Consider the following 20016-nt stretch of genomic DNA (forward strand, 5'->3'; position numbering starts at 1 on the left):
AACAGAAAAGTTAAAAAAATTAGGTTAAGGCTAAAAATTTATGGAACCCAGTACCAAAAAAGATGAACTATCATTATCCAAACAGATGTTTTTAGCTTTAAAACAAGCAGAAACTAAGTTGGAGATGATGGAGCGCTCCAGAAGTGAAGCGATCGCCATAATTGGCATAGGTTGTCGATTTCCTGGAAATGCCAACACACCAGAAAGCTTCTGGGAATTGTTATCTAATGGTAAAGACTCTGTTAGAGAGATTCCACTAGAACGTTGGGATATAGATTCTTACTACGACCCCAACCCTGATACTCCGGGGAAAATGTATATCCGTAACGCAGCATTAGTTGATCAGGTAGATCAGTTCGATCCACAATTTTTTGGTATCTCTGGCCGAGAAGCACATAGCCTTGACCCACAGCAACGTTTTATTTTGGAAGTAACTTGGGAAGCTTTAGAAAGAGCTGGTATTAATCCCCTGGAATTAGAAAATACTCAGACAGGAGTATTTCTGGGTATCGGTCAAAATGATTATGCTAATTTGGGTTTGAGCCAAGTCGAAAATATAAGCCCTTACGATGCTACAGGAAATGGATTCTGTTTTGCAGCAGGTAGGTTATCTTACTTTTTAGGATTGCAAGGCCCATCAATGGCAATAGATACAGCTTGTTCATCGTCTCTGGTAGCTATACATGAAGCTTGTCAGAGTCTGCGTCAGGGTGAGTCTAATCTGGCTTTAGCTGGAGGAGTCCAACTAATTCTCTCTCCTGAAGTGACAACTGCACTATCAAAATTAAAGGCTCTATCACCTGATGGCAAGTGTAAAACTTTTGATGCTGCTGCAGATGGTTATGGAAGGGGAGAAGGATGTGGCATTGTGGTACTTAAGCGTTTGTCGGATGCGGTCAAGGATGGAGACAATATCCAGGCAGTAATTCGTGGTTCCGCTGTTAATCATGATGGACCGAGTAGCGGACTGACAGTACCGAATAAACTAGCTCAGGAAAAACTGATTCAGCAAGCTCTCAAAGCAGCAAAAGTAGAACCTGCTCAAGTGAGTTATGTGGAAGCTCATGGTACTGGAACTTCCCTCGGAGATCCGATGGAAGTGAGAGCTTTAACTAGCGTATTTGAGAATGGACGCGATCGGGAAAAACCATTGCATATCGCTTCAGTTAAAACTAATATTGGTCATCTAGAAGCTGCCGCTGGAATTGCAGGTGTTATTAAGGTGGTTTTGCAACTGCAACATCAAAAAATTGCCCCTCATCTGCATTTTGCTAATCCTAGCACCTATATTGATTGGGAGAATATACCTTTAAAAGTACCTACTCAACTCACACCTTGGCTGTCATCAGGGGATAAAAGAGTTGCAGGAGTAAGCTCTTTTGCTATTAGTGGCACTAATGCTCATATAGTTTTAGAAGAAGCACCGAGTAGGGGCGAACGGCCGTTTGCTTCGCATAACTTCGTTAACGCCCCTACAGAAGTCAGAAGTCAGAAGTCAGAAGAATCCCCCCTTCTCCCCTTTGAAAGGGGGGAGAATTTAGAGCGTTCATTGCATTTGTTAACTCTGTCGGCAAAAACAGAAAAAGCTTTAGAAGATTTAGTCAGTAGTTATCAAAATTATGTAGAGACGTTTCGCGAAACGTCTCTACAAGGGACATTTCCCGAAACATCCCTACATGATATATGTTATACAGCTAATACAGGTAGAGCGCATTTTAATCATCGACTAGCAATTATTGCCTCTGAACAAAAGGAATTAATAGAAAAACTGCTTGACTGGAAAACTAAGAAAGAAGTAGTTGGAGTATTTTCTGGGCAACCAGATAGCGGAAGTCAAAGTCAAAAAATAGCTTTCCTATTCACGGGTCAAGGTTCCCAGTATGTAAATATGGGAAGACAACTGTATGAACAAGCACCGACTTTCCGTCAAGCTTTAGATCGATGCGACCAAATTTTACAATCCTATCTAGAAGTACCTTTATTAGAAGTTATTTACCCTAAAGATGCACAAAAGTCAAGTGTATTAGACCAAACAGCTTATACTCAACCTGCTCTATTTGCCATAGAATACGCCCTAGCTAAGTTATGGGAATCATGGGGGATTAAACCAAATGTGATCATGGGTCATAGCGTTGGAGAATATGTAGCAGCAACAATAGCAGGAGTATTCAGTTTAGAAGATGGTCTGAAATTAATAGCCATGCGGGGTAAGTTGATGCAGCAGTTACCCGCTGGTGGAGAGATGGTGTCCTTGTTAGCTTCAGAGTCTGTGGTAACAGAGGCTATAGGAGAGTATAGTTCTCAAGTGACAATAGCAGCAATTAATGGACCGGAAAGTATGGTTATTTCTGGTGAAAGTGAAGCGATCGCAACCATTTGTAGTAAGTTAGAATCCCAAGGAGTAAAGACTAAAAAATTACAGGTATCCCATGCTTTTCATTCCCCGTTGATGGATCCAATGTTGGCAGAATTTACAACAGTAGCTCAGGAAGTCACCTACAGTCAACCTCGGATACCACTCATTTCTAATGTAACTGGTGAAAAAGTAGGTGCAGAAATTGCTACTCCTGAATATTGGGTTCATCATGTCCGACAACCAGTAAGATTTGCTCAGAGTATGAAAACTTTAAATGAGCAAGGATATCAATTGTTCCTGGAAATTGGACCCAAACCAATATTACTGGGCATGGGACGTCAATGTGTACCAGAAGAGAGTGGTATTTGGTTACCATCGCTACGTCCGGGGGTTGATGAATGGCAACAGATACTCTCAAGTTTAGGACAGTTGTATGTACGGGGTGCTAAAGTAGATTGGTCAGGGTTTGACCGAGATTATGGCTACCAGAAAGTAATCTTGCCAACTTATCCATTTCAGCGGGAAAGGTATTGGGTTGAAACAGGCAATTCTCAAACTATCTCTGCAACTAAACTTCACCCTCTAATTAATCGAAAGTTTCAATCTCCTTTATCAAAAGACATCTTCTTTGAATCGGAGTTTAGCACCAACTCCCTACCATTTTTAGCAGACCACCGAATATATGAAAAAGTTGTAGTACCTGGTGCGAGTCACATTTCTCTATTGTTAGCAAGTGCCTCTCTAACATTTTCTGCAACAGGATGTCAACTGGAGGATATTCTGTTTCCCCAAGCTTTAGCAATTCCAGAACAAGGGGTACGTAATGTTCAGGTAGCTTTGACTCCACAGGATAACTCTTATGCATTTCAAGTAATTAGTTTTGATAGCTCTTCTAATGATACTAATTCTTGGGCAGTTCATGCTACAGGAAAGATATATCCTACCAATTTTGATGGAAAGCACCAATCTCTAGAAACCATCGAAGCAATTCAATCTCGTTGTAGTCAAAAAATTGAAAGCACAGAAATTTACCAGAATCTATGGGATAGACAAGTTCAATTACGGGAGAGTTTTAGATGGATAGACCAAGTATGGTTAGGAGAAGGAGAAATTATTTGTCAAATGAAAGTACCAGAGACAGTGTTAGATGCACTCAAGTATCAAATACATCCAGCCTTAATTGACTCATGCTTTCAGTCAGTAGTTGCACTTAATCTTAGTTTTTCTGGTGACAAAAATGAAACATTTGTTCCCTTCAGTATAGAGAAGTTTACTTTTTATCAGCGCCCTAATAATGGTTTGCTTTGGTGTTATACCCGTGGATTGAAATATGGAGAATCAGAGGAAAAACTGCTGAAAGCAGAAATACAATTATTTGACCAAACTGGGGAATTGGTAGCTCAGATTAATGGTTTTGAGTTTAGGAAAGCGAACGCCAAAACATTACTGATGACTCTGGATTCAGATTTAAGTGATTGGTTTTATGAAATCAACTGGCAAGCTCAACCCTTAACAAAAACTGCAAAATCTAAATCTAATGAAAATGACTCTGCTAAATGGTTAGTATTTTCAATGACTGATGAATTGGCAGAGTCTATCGGGAAGTATTTACAACAGATAGGACAGAACTATATTTGGGTGTCCCCTGGTTCAGATTATCAGAAATTAGATGCTCAACATTATCAAATAAATCCCACTGTTGCTGAACAATTCCCCAAACTGCTCCAAGATAATTCTGATATTCAGGGAATTTTGCACTTATGGGGTATAAATGAAACTGAGGATTTACAAACAGCTCAACAACTTGGTTGTGCAACAGCTTTACATTTAGTGCAAGCCTTAATTCAAGCTGGATTAACTAATGTAATACCGATGTGGTTAGTGACTCAAGGGACTCAAAGTATATTCGATGAATCAGAAGTGGTACAACCCCAACAAGGAAGTTTATGGGGACTAGGGCGTGTTATTAGTCTAGAACACCCAGAATTAAAGTGTGGTCGCATAGACTTAGACCCCAAATCGAATGTTTCTGAAATTCTCCCTAGTTTAGTAGATGAGGTGTTTTCTGATAGTAATGAAGACCAAATAGCAATTCGTCAGGGAGTCCGTTATGTAGCAAGATTAGTAAGACAACAAAAGCAGAAATTGAGCTTAGAACAAAAATTGCCCATAGAATTGAAATTGTCTGAATACGGACTGATAGACAACCTCAACTGGCAGGTAATGCAGCGCCGTCCTCCAAAAGGGAATGAAGTAGAAATTCAAGTCAAAGCAGTGGGTTTAAACTTCCGAGATGTACTCAATTCCTTGGGGTTACTGAAAGAATATTATGCTCAGGTATTAGGTATTACTGACGTAGCTCAACTCAAATTTGGCTTAGAATGTGTAGGCGTTATTGCATCTGTGGGAGACAATGTCTCTCAGTGGCAGGTGGGAGATGAGGTGATGGCTATAGCTCATAATGGGTTTAGTAGCTTTGTTACTACTCCTGCAGAGTCAGTTATGGCTAAACCGAAAAATCTGAGTTTTACGGAAGCAGCAACTTTACCATTGACTTTTGCCACAGCTTACTATGGATTAGAATACTTGGCTAAAATTCAGCCAGGAGAGCGGGTATTAATTCATGCTGCTGCTGGTGGTGTAGGGCAAGCAGCAGTTCAAATTGCACTGGAGGCAGGAGCAGAAGTATTCGCCACGGCAAGTCCTCCTAAATGGGAGTTTCTCAAGTCTATGGGTGTCAAACACATAATGAACTCTCGCACTTTAGAGTTTGCCGATGAAATAATGAGTCTGACTCAGGGAAAAGGTGTAGATATAGTCTTAAATAGTCTGAATGGAGATTTCATTGATAAGAGTTTTGCTGTTTTAGCTACTCAAGGGCGATTTGTAGAAATTGGCAAAATAGGGATTTGGGACAAAAAACAAGTGATGCAGAAGCGACCAGATGCTGATTACTTTCCTTTTGATATTGGAGAGATAATCAAACAACAACCAGATTTAACTGCCAAATTTTCAGAGGAATTGAACCAGCAGTGTCAGCAAGGAAAACTGAAAGCATTATCTTATAAAGTATTTTCTAATACAGAAGTCAAAGCTGCCTTCCGATATATGCAGCAAGGCAAGCATATAGGAAAAGTGGTAGTTTCTATGCCAGAAACTGGAGATGAGCAAAAATCCATCAAACCAGAAGCAAGTTATTTGATTACAGGAGGTTTAGGAGCTTTAGGTTTAGAAGTAGCCCAATGGATGGTATCCGAGGGAGCTCAAAATATAGTATTAACTGGGCGTCGGAGTCCGAATGAAACTGCACAAAAAATCATAGAGGAGTTAGAGGCAGCAGGAGCATCAGTCAGTGTTTTATTAGGGGATATTTCTACTCAAGAGTCTGTTATGAAAATCTTAGAGGAAATATCTGCTTCGTTACCCCCACTTAAAGGAGTGATTCATGCTGCTGGGGTGTTGGATGATGGGGTATTACAAAAGATGAATTGGGAAGGATTTACGAAGGTTATGGCTCCCAAGGTGTCAGGAACCTGGTATTTACATCAACTCACTCAGGATTTACCCTTAGATTTCTTTGTTTGTTTCTCGTCTATGGCTTCAATGTTGGGGAATTATGGTCAAGGAAACTATGCAGCTGCCAATGCTTTTATGGATGGTCTAGTCCACTATCGGCGAGGTCAGGGTTTACCAGGATTAAGTATTAACTGGGGAGCATGGGCAACAGCAGGAATGGCTGCTCGTTTAGCAAGGGAACATCAAAATCGAATGCAGAGTAGTGGAGTAATGGCTATTGAACCTGAATTAGGAATGCAGGCATTAGGTTTATTGTTATCAGGGTCTCAAAGCCAAGTAGGGGTATTCCCGGTTAATTGGCCGGAATTTTTTAGGCAGATGCCAGGATTGGCAAAGCTCCCATTCTTAGAAGCTTTTACTACAAAATTGGTAGAACAGAGTCAAAAAGGTCAAATTCTCGAACAGCTAAATGTAGCTTCAGAGACGGAACAAGAAAAGCTATTGACCTCTTATCTTCAAAGCAAAATTGCTCATATTATGGGTATGACAGTTTCTCAAATAGAGTTAGAACAATCTCTAACTGTGATGGGACTTGACTCATTGATGGCGGTGGAATTGCGAAATCAGGTTCAAACTGAGCTGGCAGTGGATATTCCGGCTACTAGATTTATGGAAGGAATCACCATTGTAGCTCTAGCAACTGAGATTAAGCAACAACTGATAATTAAAACCGATAAAAATCAAACTATTGAATCAAATAATCAAGAGCAACTAGATCAAAATAAAGATAGTAATTGGATAGAGGTAGAACTATGAACTTAGTTGAATTTTTACAAGATATCTCTCTCAAAGGGGTAAAATTATGGCGTGATGGGGAAAAATTGCGTACGGGAGGTTCCCAAGAGGTATTAACTCCCGATGTTATTGCTCAATTGAAGCAGAACAAAACCCAAATTTTACAATTACTGCAGGAACAGCCAGATATATTGCAAGTATATCCTCTTTCCTACGGTCAAAAAAATATCTGGTTTTTATGGAAATTAGCACCTCAGAGTCATCATTATAATTTGTCATTTCCAGTTCGTATTTATTCCCAAGCAGATATAATTACTTGGCAGCAAACCTTTAAAGTGCTAAGAGAACGCCATCCGCTACTGCGGGGAACCTTTCCTAAAGTCAACGAAAAACCAGTCTTACAGGTGCATCAAAATCAAGAGTTAGACTTCTTGCAGATTGATGCTACTACCTGGAGTGAAAATGAACTGCACAAAAGGGTTACAGAAGCTCATCAACATCCTTTTGACCTGGAAAAAGAACCAGTAATGCGAGTCAGGTGGTTCATTTGCTCAGAGGAAGAGCAGGTTTTATTGCTGACGATACACCACATTGCCTTGGATGGCTGGTCAACAAATTTGATTTTTAAAGAGCTGCCACAACTCTATCAAGCTCAACGTGCTGGTGTAGAGGCATCTCTGCCAGAACTGAAGCATTCTTACCAAGATTACGTTAGTTGGCAAAGGGAATTAGTAGAGAGTCAAGAGGGAGAAAAGCTATGGAACTACTGGCAACAAAAACTTACCGGAGAATTACCTGTATTAAATTTGCCTACAGACAGACAACGACCACCAATACAGACCTATAACGGTGGTAGCTACGCCTTAAAGTTATCTGAAAAATTGACTAAGCAACTGAAGACACTGGCTCAAAAAGAAGGGGCAACTCTTTACATGATCCTGTTAGCTGTTTTTCAAGTGCTTCTGTCTCGTTACAGTGGTCAAGAGGATATTGTGGTAGGTTCTCCCACTTTCGGCAGAAGTAAAGCAGAGTTTGCCCCTATCGTGGGTTACTTTGTTGATTCAGTCGTTATGAGAGCAGATTTGTCCGGAAATCCTTGTTTTACAGACTTCCTCTCCCAAGTGCGCTACACAGTGCTTGAGGCACTAGCTCATCAAGATTATCCCTTTGGGTTACTCGTAGAACGGTTACAACCACAGCGAGACTCTAGCCGTTCCCCCATATTCCAAGTTTCTTTTCTGCTACAGAACTTCATGCAGCAGCAATCTCAAGATATACGAAAACTGTTCTTTAGCAGCACTAAAGGTTTCGTAGATTGGGGAGGGCTTAAAGTAGAACCATTTGAATTGGATCAGTATGAAAGTCTGTTCGATTTGTTACTAGAAATGGTCGAAGAAGACTCATATTTACTTGGGTTCTTAAAATACAATACTGACCTATTTGATGAACAGACTATTGCCCGAATGGCTGGTCATTTTGAAAATTTGTTAGAATCAATTGTGAGTAATTCAGAGCAGAGAGTAGGACAATTGCCTCTGCTAAATGAAGCAGAAAAACAGCAGTTGTTAGTAGAGTGGAACAATACTAAAATAGATTACCCTGCAGACAAATGTATCCATGAGATATTTGAAACTCAGGTAGAAAAAAACCCTGAAGCAGTAGCAGTAGTATTTGAAGAGCAAAAGCTGACTTATTCTGAGTTGAATAGCAAAGCTAATCAACTCGCTCACTACTTACAACATTTAGGAGTAAAACCAGAAGTTTTAGTAGGAATTTGCTACGATCGCTCTGTTGAGATGGTAATTGCTTTATTAGCCACGCTCAAAGCAGGAGGAGCTTATGTGCCAATCGACCCTAATTATCCACCACAACGGTTGGCTTATATGCTGGCAGACGCAGAGGTATTAGTGTTATTGACAACTCCAGCACTGATGAAATTAATGCCAGAACATCAGGCACAGCTAGTTTGTTGGGAACAAGATGGGGAAGCTATTAGTTCACAGAGTATAGAGAATCCACTCAGTGGAGTCAATCACCAGAATTTGGCTTATGTTATCTATACCTCAGGCTCCACAGGAAAACCAAAGGGAGCAATGAATACCCACGGCGGGATTTGCAATCGTTTGTTGTGGATGCAAGATGCTTTTGGGTTAACATCATCGGATAAGATTCTGCAAAAAACTCCATTCAGTTTCGATGTCTCAGTATGGGAATTTTTCTGGCCATTATTAGAGGGAGCAACTTTGGTAGTGGCGAAACCAGAAGGACACAAAGATAGTGGATATCTCAAGGAGTTAATTGTTCAAGAAAAAATAACTACACTCCATTTTGTGCCTTCAATGCTCAAGGCATTTTTACTAGAGGATAAGTTAGAAGATTGCAGTAGTCTCAAGCGAGTCATTTGTAGTGGAGAAGCCTTATCGGTTCAACTGCAGGAAAAATTCTTTGAGAAGCTGGGGTGTGAGTTGCATAATCTCTATGGACCGACAGAAGCAGCGATCGATGTGACTTGGTGGCCATGTGTGCCAGATAAACAGCAGAAAATAATTCCCATAGGTCGCCCCATAGCTAATACACAAATGTATATCTTAGACCGAGATCAGCAACCAGTGCCTATTGGAGTAGCAGGAGAATTACACATCGCAGGTGCAGGTTTAGCCAGAGGTTACTTAAAACGAGAGGAATTAACGCAACAAAAATTTATTCCCAACCCCTTTGACCAATTCCAAGATACTGAAAAATCAAAACTTTATAAAACAGGAGATTTAGCTCGATATTTACCAGATGGGAATATAGAATTTTTGGGTCGCATAGACCACCAGGTAAAGATGCGGGGCTTTAGGATTGAGTTAGGAGAAATAGAATCTGCCATAGAAGAAAATCCAGGGGTAGAAGAGACAGTAGTAACACTTAGAGAAAATCAAGTGGGACAGCAGCAGTTAGTAGCGTATCTAGTGCCGAATCATCAGGGAAGTAGACAAGTAAAACAACTGCTGCAATGGGAACAAGAAGGAAGACTAAAAACTGGTTTCCAGTATCAATTGCCTAATGGCATGGTAATTGCTCATCTGAATCAAAATGAAACCGACTTTTTGTACCAAGAGATATTTGAAAATGCGGAATATTTTCAGCATGGAATTAGAATTAATGAAGGAGATTGTATCTTTGATGTAGGAGCAAATATTGGGATGTTCAGTCTGTTTGCAGCGCAACAGGCGAAAAATTTAGAGATATTTGCGTTTGAACCAATACCGCCAGTGTTTAAGCTACTGGAAATGAACACAGAGCTGTATGGTTCAAACGTAAAGCTATTTGAATGTGGTCTATCGAACCAAACCAGAAGGGAAACCTTTACCTATTACCCAGAGAATTCAGTAGTGTCTGGATTATACGCAGACCAAACGCAAGAACAAGAAATGATGAAAACGTTCTTGAGTAACAAACAAAAGGAGACTGGGGAAACAAGCAAGTTATCAACTCAAGAACTCGAACAAGTGAGTAGCTATTTGTTTCAAACACAGCAACAAGTTAATTGCCAGTTAAGAACCCTATCAGAAGTAATAAGAGAGCAGGGGGTGGAACAGATAGATTTACTGAAAATAGATGTGGAAAAAAGTGAGTTAGAGGTGCTAGAAGGTATTGAACCAGAGGATTGGTCGAAAATTCAACAGATAGTAGTGGAAGTGCATGATATAAATGGCAGATTAACGGCAGTGGAGGGATTGCTAAAAGCTCAAGGATATCAGCTAAAAATCCAACAAGAAACTTTCTTAGAAAAGACACAGATATATAACATCTATGCACTACGTCAGTGTGGTACCAAAGAAATTGACAGCCAGACAAGCAAGCAAGTATCAAAAAACCGAGAACTATTAGAAAATCAACTCGACAGTTGGCAAGAAATATTTAATGAAAGAATTAATTCAGAACTAGCACAAGCAACTGACCCGTTGTTCAACATTGCTGGTTGGCACAATAGTTACGACAACCAACCCATACCAGAAAAGCAAATGCGAGTGTGGGCAAATGATATCGTGACTCAAGTATTAGCTCATAAACCCCAGAAAGTATGGGAAGTGGGTTGTGGTACAGGAATGTTGTTATTTCAAATCGCACCCCACACAGAAAAATATTACGGTACAGACATCTCCAATGTTTCATTGGAGTACATCAAAAAACAAATAGAACAGCAACCAGACAAATATGCTCATGTAACTTTAGCTCAGAAACAAGCTCACGATCTGGGTGAGATAGCTGATAACAGTTTCGATATCATACTTCTGAGTTCTATAGTTCAATATTTTCCTAGTATAGAATACCTGTTGCAAGTAATAGAAAACAGCATCAGAGTAGTCAAACCAGGGGGGATGATTTTTCTAGGAGACATTCGTAGTTTCCCATTAATGAGAGCATTTCACACCTCAGTGCAATTGTATAAAGCTAGCCCATCACTGTCACTACCAGAAATCATTCAACGCACAGAGCGACAAGTGCAGCAAGAGAAAGAGTTATTGCTATCACCGGAGTTGTTTGTTGCTATTAAAGAAAAATATCCAGAAATATCTCATGTACAGATACGTTTACAGAAGGGCAGCGAGCAGAACGAATTGAATAAATATCGCTATGATGTGTTGTTGCATATAGAAGCTAAACCAGCAAATGTGATAGAAGCTACCGTAAAAAGTGGGATGGGTATGAGTTATGAAGATATCGAAGTTTACCTAAAACAAGAACAGCCAGATTCAATTTGTTGGAGTGGTATAGTAAATGGCAGAGTAGTTGAGGATATTCACTCTTTGGAATTGTTATCAGCAGCAGGAGAAATCAAGAATGTGCAGGAGTTGAGACAGAAGTTACAGCTAGAGACAGTTAATAGCATAGATCCAGAAAAGTTATATGAACTGAGTTCATCTTTAGGGTATTCTCTAGAGTTGTGTTGGTCTGACAGTGGCACCCCAGAATTAATTGATGCGGTGTTTGTGCGTTCTGAGTTAGCAACAGACGAGATAGTGTTAACACCGCTGACTCAAAAAACCTTGGTAGGGGATAACTGGTATAGTTATGGAAACAATCCTTTGGCATCACAAATAACCAAACAATTTATACCAAAGCTGAGAGAGTATCTGGAGTTACGGTTGCCAGAGTATATGATACCTAATAGCTATGTGGTGTTGTCGCAATTGCCTCTGACTCCAAATGGAAAGGTAAACCGTAAAGCTTTACCAGTACCAGATTGGGGTAGTAGTGTGTCAACGGAGTATGTAGCTCCTGAGACGGAGAAACAAAAGGCATTAGCAGAGATTTGGAAAGAAGTTTTGGGAATAGAGAAGGTGGGAGTACATGATAATTTCTTTGATTTGGGCGGCCATTCTTTGATGGTAACTCAGGTTGTGTCTCGTGTGCGACAAGCATTGTCAGTGGAGTTATCTATAAGTAAGCTATTTGAAAGTCCTACGATCGCTCAATTAAGCACAGACCTTGAAGCGATGGATAACAATATCTACTTATCTCTAGCCAAACAACTACAAACTGCTTCTAATAATACAGACTCCAAGCAAAACCAACTTCAGCCTATTGAGCGAAATGGCAACCCCCCACCATTATCCTATGCACAACAAAGACTATGGTTTCTAGAAAAAATGGCCTTGAGTAGCAACGCCTACAATATGCCATTAACCCTACATATAGTAGGTAAATTAGACCAACTTGCCCTACAAAAAAGTCTTAACCAAATCATCGCTCGCCATGAAACCCTCAGAACCACCTTCAGTGAAATCAACGGCACACCAGTACAAATAATTAAACCCTCCTTTGAACTAAAACTACCATTAAAAGACCTAAGTGAGTTAACACCATCAGAAGCTACCACCCAACTACAACAACTACTCCAACAAGAAAATGAACTTTCATTCAATCTAGAAGTAGACCCCCCCATACGCGCTCAGTTGTTTCAACTAGGAACAACAGAATACATACTGCAAATCACATTACATCACATCGCATCTGATGGCTGGTCACTGACAGTATTACCCAAAGAACTCTCAGCCATTTACACTGCCACACTGGAAGACAAACCATCCCCATTACCCTCACTACCCATACAATATGCCGACTTTGCAGTGTGGCAAAAGAACTACTTACAAGGTGAAACCCTAGAAACCCAACTCAACTACTGGAAACAAAAACTCCAAGACTTACCCCAACTACAACTACCAAAAGACCATCCCCGACCCCCAGTTCAAACCTTTAATGGAACAAGTATACCTATCAACATACCAGCACCGCTGACCTCAAAACTGAGAAAACTGACTCAACAGCAGGGAGTAACTCTATTTATGACCTTGCTCGCAGCTTTCAAAATATTGCTTTCTCGTTACAGTGGTCAAGAAAGTATAGCAGTAGGTTCACCCATTGCCAACCGCAACCGTAGAGAAATAGAAGGATTGATAGGTTTCTTTGTAAACTCCCTAGTCATGTACACAGACCTGGGAGGAGACCCTAGTTTCACAGAAGTATTAAACCGAGTCAAACAAACATCCCTAGAAGCATACTCTCACCAAGACATACCCTTTGAGAAATTGGTAGAAGAGTTGGAACCAGAAAGGTCTCTATCTCAAAACCCCTTATTTCAGATAATGTTTGCCGTTCAGCAGGAGGAAATCTTAAAACCATCCTTCAACTTACCTAACTTGGAAGTAAGTTGGTATGAAGAGCTAGAAGTTGAGATGACAGTGCGGATGGACATGGAATTCCACCTGTGGCCAGCAGGAGAAGAAATCAAAGGATTCTGTGCCTATAACACAGACTTATTTGAGGCCGAAACTATTAGCAGGATGGTGTCACATTACCAAAACTTGCTCTCAGTAGCAGTAGAGACTCCAGAAAAATCTATTAGTCAGTTGCCATTAATCACAGAGGTAGAGCGAGAGCAGCTCTTGGTAGAATGGAACAAGACTAAAACAGATTACCCAACAGACAAATGTATCCATCAGTTATTTGAGGAGCAGGTAGAGAAAACACCAGATGCAGTAGCAGTAGTATTTGAAGAGCAAAGCTTAACTTACTCCCAATTAAATAAAAAAGCTAATCAACTAGCCCATTATTTGCAAAAATTGGGAGTATCTCCAGAAACCCTAGTAGGTGTCTGTGTAGAGCGTTCAGTAGAGATGGTAGTAGGTTTGTTGGCTATACTCAAAGCTGGAGGAGCTTATGTACCATTAGACCCCAGTTATCCATCAGAACGTTTGGCTTATATGATTTCTGATGCCCAAGTGTCCCTGTTGCTGACCCAGGAATCATTAGTAACATTATTACCAGAACATCAAGCTCAGATAGTGTATTTGGATAGTAATGAAAATCTATGGTCTGACTGTGCTCAAAGCAATTTGAGCAGTGAAGTCAAACCATCAAACTTGGGCTATGTAATTTATACCTCAGGCTCCACAGGTAAACCAAAAGGAGTAGCCATGAATCAAGGCGCTCTGGTGAACCTGCTCCATTGGCAACATGAGGAAACAATAGTTGGTCAAGGGGCAAAAACTCTACAATTTGCCCCCATCAGCTTTGATGTATCCTTCCAAGAAATCTTCTCAACCTGGTGTAGTGGGGGGACTCTGGTGTTAGTATCTTCAGAGCTGAGGCGTGACCCGTTAGCATTGATGGAATTCTTAACTGACAACCAAATAGAGCGACTATTTTTACCATTTGTAGCTTTGCAACAGTTTGCCTCAGTAGCCTCTAAATGCCAAAATCTGCCACAACTGCGTGAGGTGATAACAGCAGGAGAACAATTACAGGTGACACCAGACCTAGTGGAGATGATGAAGGGACTACCGAACTGTAGACTGCAAAATCAATATGGACCATCAGAAAGCCATGTAGTTTCTGCTTACACATTACAAGGAGATTCTGATAACTGGCCGAAACTTCCCCCCATAGGTCGTCCGATTGCTAACGCTCAACTTTATGTTCTCAGCAGTGAGCAACAAGCAGTGCCAGTTGGGGTTCCAGGAGAACTTTACATTGGTGGGGTATGTCTGGCCAATGGTTATCTGAACCGCTCTGAACTAACGGCGGAGAAATTCATTGCCAATCCTTTTGACAACTCAAAAGCCACAAAATTATATAAAACGGGAGATTTATGCCGTTATCTAGCTGATGGCAATATAGAAATTTTAGGGCGGATAGACCAGCAAGTCAAAGTGCGAGGATACCGGATAGAAACCGGAGAAATCGAAGCTTTAGTTTCACAATACCCTGATGTCAAGGAAAATGTGGTTATTGCTCAGTCAGACCCAGCAGGAGGCAAACGCCTGGTAGTATATATAGTTCCTAAGCAGGAATCTACTCAAGACACATCCCTAATTCCTCAGGTTCGCCAATTTCTCAAGCAAAAGCTACCTGAATACATGATTCCGGCAGCTTTCGTCTTATTAGATGCTTTCCCTCTAACTCCTAGTGGCAAGATTGACCGTCGTGCTTTGCCAGTTCCCGACACTGTTCCTTCAGGTTTATCAACAGCTTATGTGATGCCCCAGACGGAAACAGAGCAACTTCTTGCGAAGATTTGGCAAGAGGTTCTACAGGTAGAAAAAGTAGGAATTTATGATAATTTCTTTGAACTAGGAGGTCATTCATTACTAATAATTAAAGTTCACACAAAGTTACAAGAAATATATCCACAAGATATCTCAATCGTCAAACTGTTTCAACACCCAAATATATCGGAATTTTCTAAATATTTAATTGATTTAGAAAGGGAAAAATTAACTGATTCTTTAACTACTGGTCAAGCAAAGGCTCGTAGTGATAGGAAAACTTCGATTAAACAGCAAAGGCTACAAAGACAGAAGAATCGTAGAAATAAATAAAGGAATTTTTATTAATCACAATGATCACCACAAATACTATTGATGATTCAGCGATCGCTATAATTGGCATCTCTGGTCGCTTTCCCAAGGCTAAAGACGTTGATACTTTCTGGAAAAATTTACAAGAGGGTGTGGAGTCTATTGAGTTTTTCTCCGAACAGGAACTCTTGGAGGAAGGGATCGATCCCACCTTGTTAAAAAAACAGAATTATGTTAAAGCAGGAGCTGTAATTTCAGATATAGAACTATTTGATGCGAATTTCTTTGGCTATAATCCTAGAGAAGCTGAAATTATCGATCCACAACAACGCCTATTTCTGGAGTCTGCTGTTGAAGCACTGGAAGTTGCTGGTTATGACTCACACACTTATTCGGGTGCTATAGGAGTTTATGCTGGTCCGAGTAAAAACAGTTACGCACACAATAATGTCTATCCCCATGTACTACAAAATTCAGAACAAGTAAACCCTTATCAATTGTTTCTGGGGAATGGTAATGATTTCTTATCAACGCGGGTTTCTTACAAACTAAATTTAACAGGACCAAGTATTACAGTTCAAACGGCTTGTTCCACTTCTTTGGTTGCCGTTCATCTGGCTTGCCAAAGTTTACTGAGTGGGGAATGTGATATGGCTTTGGCAGGTGGTGTTTCCATTCACATTCCCCAAAAAACAGGTTATTTATATCAAGAGGAAATGATTCTTTCACCTGATGGACATTGCCGAACTTTTGATGCTAAAGCTAAGGGAACTATAGGCAGTAATGGCTTGGGTATTGTGGTATTGAAAAGATTAGAAGATGCGATCGCAGATGGCGACTACATCTATGCCCAGATTAAAGGTTCTGCTATTAACAATGACGGTTCATCAAAAGTTGGATACACTGCTCCTAGTGTAGAAGGTCAAGCAGCAGCGATCTCTGAAGCACAGTCAATAGCTGGGATTGACCCGGAAACAATTACTTATATAGAAGCTCATGGAACCGCAACTCCCCTGGGAGACCCAATTGAAATTGCAGCTTTAACAAAAGCATTTAGAGGCTTTACTGAGAAAAAAGGCTTTTGTGCTATTGGTTCTCTGAAAACTAATATGGGGCATCTAGATGCAGCAGCAGGGGTTGCGGGCTTGATCAAAACTGTTTTAGCCCTCAAACATAAGAAAATACCACCAAGTCTGCATTTTGAAACACCGAACCCCACTATTGACTTTGCTAATAGCCCTTTTTACGTTAATACTACTCTCTCAGAATGGAACACCAACGAAACACCTCGTCGCGCTGGAGTAAGTTCTTTTGGTATTGGCGGTACAAATGCTCATGTTGTTCTCGAAGAAGCTCCCACTTTAGAACCATCCTCAAAGTCTCGCCCCTGGAAGTTGTTGATACTTTCTGCCAAAAGCAGTTCAGCCTTGGAAACGGCAACGACTAACCTCGCTGCACACTTAAAGCAGCATCCAGAAATTAATCTTGCTGATGTTGCCTACAGTCTGCAAGTAGGTCGTACAGCATTCGATCATCGTCGGGTATTAGTTTGCCAGGACATAGATGATGCTTTGAAAGCATTTTCCACACCAGAAACCCAACCTGTTTTGACTCACTACCAAGAGCGAAGTAAATGTCCGGTAGTGTTTATGTTCTCAGGTCAGGGAGCGCAATATGTAAATCTGGCCCAGGAACTATACCAAATAGAACCAACATTCCGCGATCAAGTAGATAGCTGCTCGGAACTACTGATTCCACATTTAGAAGTTGACCTGCGTCATATTCTGTATCCACAACCAGAACAAATAGAGACAGCAACATTACAACTGAAACAGACAGCGATCGCTCAGTCAGCACTATTTGTAGTTTCCTATGGTTTAGCAATTTTATGGGAAGAGTGGGGTGTGTCTCCTCAAGCAATGATTGGACACAGTATTGGTGAATATGTGGCAGCTACTCTTGCTGGTGTGTTTTCCTTAGAAGATGCTCTCGCTCTGGTGGCGAAACGGGGACAACTGATGCAGCAACAGCCACCAGGAGCAATGTTAGCTGTATCTCTTTCTGAACAGGAGTGCCAAAATCTTCTGGATAATCAACTTTCCCTAGCTGTTATTAACGGATTATCCCAATGTGTCGTTTCAGGTCCAACAGAGGCGATCAATAACTTGGAGAAGGAGTTGCTAAAACAGGGGGTAGAGTCTCGTCGTCTCCATACTTCCCATGCTTTTCATTCTCAGATGATGGAACCTGTGGTAGATCCATTTGTAGATATTGTCGAACAACTACAGTTGCAACCTCCACAACTTCCTTATATTTCTAATGTTACAGGCACTTGGGTTACAGCAGAGCAAGCAACAGACCCTCAATACTGGGGTAAGCATCTGCGCCAAACAGTTCGTTTTGCTGATGGTCTCCAAGAGTTAATGCAAGAACCGAATAATATTCTCTTAGAAGTCGGTCCTGGGCGTACATTGACAACATTAGCCAAACGATATTCTGGGACTACAGAGCAAGTAATTTTGCCTTCAGTTCGTCATCCCCAAGACTCTGAGTCGGATGTGGCTTTCTTATTAAGGACATTAGGTAAACTTTGGCTTAATGGTGTTGAAATAGATTGGTCAAAATTCTCTACTCATGAACAACGACATCGCCTACCCCTACCCACCTACCCCTTTGAACGGCAGCGTTACTGGATTGACCCACCAAAGTTAGCACCTGTAGTAGAACAGTTACAAGCAACACCTTTAGCTTTTGCGAAAACAGTTAATTCACAAAATGTAGAATATATTAGTCAAACCCCATCTACAATAAAAGTCTCCCAACAGAAGCACTCACGATTTAAGTCAGGAAAACCTTATATTGCACCAAGAAATGAACTCGAACAAAATATTTTAAATATTTGGCAGGAAGTTATTGGTTTTGTTGATATTAGTATTAATGATGATTTCTTTGAATTAGGTGGAGACTCTTTACTAGCTATCCAATTGATTTCCAAGATTAAAGAAACCTTAAAAGTGGATTTATCCACTAATACTCTGTTGCAGAATTCTACGATTGCAGCGATCGCGACCTGGATCCAACCCTCAAACCTAGACTCTGATGTGTCTAATTCTTCGCCAAAGTCCTCTTTGCCTCATGGTCTGGTGGAAATTCAACGGGGTAGCGACCAAAAGCAACCCTTGTTCCTGGTGCATCCGGTTCAGGGTTATGTGTTGTTCTATAAAGAACTTGCCAACCACCTTGACCCAGAGCAACCGGTTTATGGCTTTGAAGATCTGAAATTTTCAATGGAGACTATTGAGGTTCAAACCATTGAAGAGATGGCCAGCAGCTATATTAAGGCACTACTTGTTGTGCAACCCCATGGTCCCTATTATTTGGGTGGTTCATCATTGGGTGGCCTGATTGCCTTGGAAATGGCTCATCAACTCCAACGGCTCAATCATGAGATCGCATTGCTAATGCTCATTGATTCCCCAATTGCTGCTCAGTTCCTTACTCAATCAAAAGACTTTATTGATGGGATGAACGTCATTTTACCTGATGATAACTTATTTCAAGAAAATCATTCCCTGTCTCTTGATGATATAGAAACCCAACCGTCCTGGGTAGGTGAACAATTAAAGATGGCTAATATGTTTTCTGAGAAATTAGATCCATCTCAATTAGAACTATTAATCCAGGTTCTCAAGGCTAATACAAAGGCATGGTTACGCTATCAACCCCAGGCTTACTCCGGCCGCATTCTATTTTTCCGTGCTCAGGAACAGCAGTTCTCCTACTACCCTGAACATCCAGAATATCCCTGGATTGAACTCGCTACTCAAGGAATAGAGATACATACGGTTTCTGGAAACCATTTCACCATGAATTTTACACCTCATGTTCAAGTCATTGCCCAGAAATTAGTTCCTTATCTGAATCGGATGAACTCACACTGAGAATAAGACCTACATTCCGCACGACAAAACGTAGCATAAAAATATAAGTCAAAAGCGAGTGCGTAATTCTGAGGTTTCCTCAGAATGTAAGACGCACTCAAGACAGTCAAAAGTCAAAAGTCAAAAGTCAAAAGTAAGAAGTCAAAAGTCAAAAGTCAAAAGTCAAAAGTCAAAAGTCAAAAGTCAAAAGTCAAAAGTAAGAAGTAAGAAGTAAGAAGTAAGAAGTAAATTATAGTGGTCAATAGGAGTCAATAATTCAGCAAGTATTTATGCTTAATATTTAACTGAAAATTTGACTTTTGAGAAGTAATTTATACAGTATAAATATTTACCAATAATAGAAATTGTATACTACTTTTAATGTTACAAAATGACGTGCGGAATGTGGGATAAGAGGTTAATTAGGGCTTGCTGATTAAATCTGAAAGCATTGACAGTTAAAGGTTGTAGCATTTTTTTTGCAAAAAGTACCAGCTTTTTGGTGGAAAAAGCTCAAAAAGCTAGTATTTTGGGATGATTATGACAGAAAAATTGTCCCTCAATTTTTCCCGACTACCTC

3 protein-coding genes are annotated in these 20016 nt (G+C 40.5%); all 3 read left to right on the plus strand.

The features are described 5' to 3' along the window. Positions 1–40 precede the first annotated feature (40 nt). The 3 genes from F6K23_RS05935 to F6K23_RS05945 are packed head-to-tail and all read left to right on the plus strand — an operon-like array spanning position 41 to position 19457. A complete protein-coding gene (locus tag F6K23_RS05935) occupies positions 41–6688 on the plus strand; it encodes a type I polyketide synthase (protein WP_293151939.1) in 6648 nt (2215 codons plus the stop codon). Then, on the plus strand, positions 6685–15537 hold the full coding sequence (locus F6K23_RS05940; protein WP_293151942.1) for a non-ribosomal peptide synthetase: 8853 nt from the start codon (positions 6685–6687) through the stop codon (positions 15535–15537). Before F6K23_RS05935 ends, F6K23_RS05940 begins: the two co-directional genes overlap by 4 nt. A gap of 20 nt (positions 15538–15557) precedes the next feature. Next, complete coding sequence (locus tag F6K23_RS05945; RefSeq protein ID WP_293151945.1) at positions 15558–19457, plus strand: beta-ketoacyl synthase N-terminal-like domain-containing protein; 3900 nt, start codon at positions 15558–15560, stop codon at positions 19455–19457. Positions 19458–20016 lie beyond the last annotated feature (559 nt).

Source organism: Okeania sp. SIO2C9 (assembly GCF_010672455.1).
In the GTDB taxonomy this organism is placed as follows: domain Bacteria; phylum Cyanobacteriota; class Cyanobacteriia; order Cyanobacteriales; family Microcoleaceae; genus Okeania.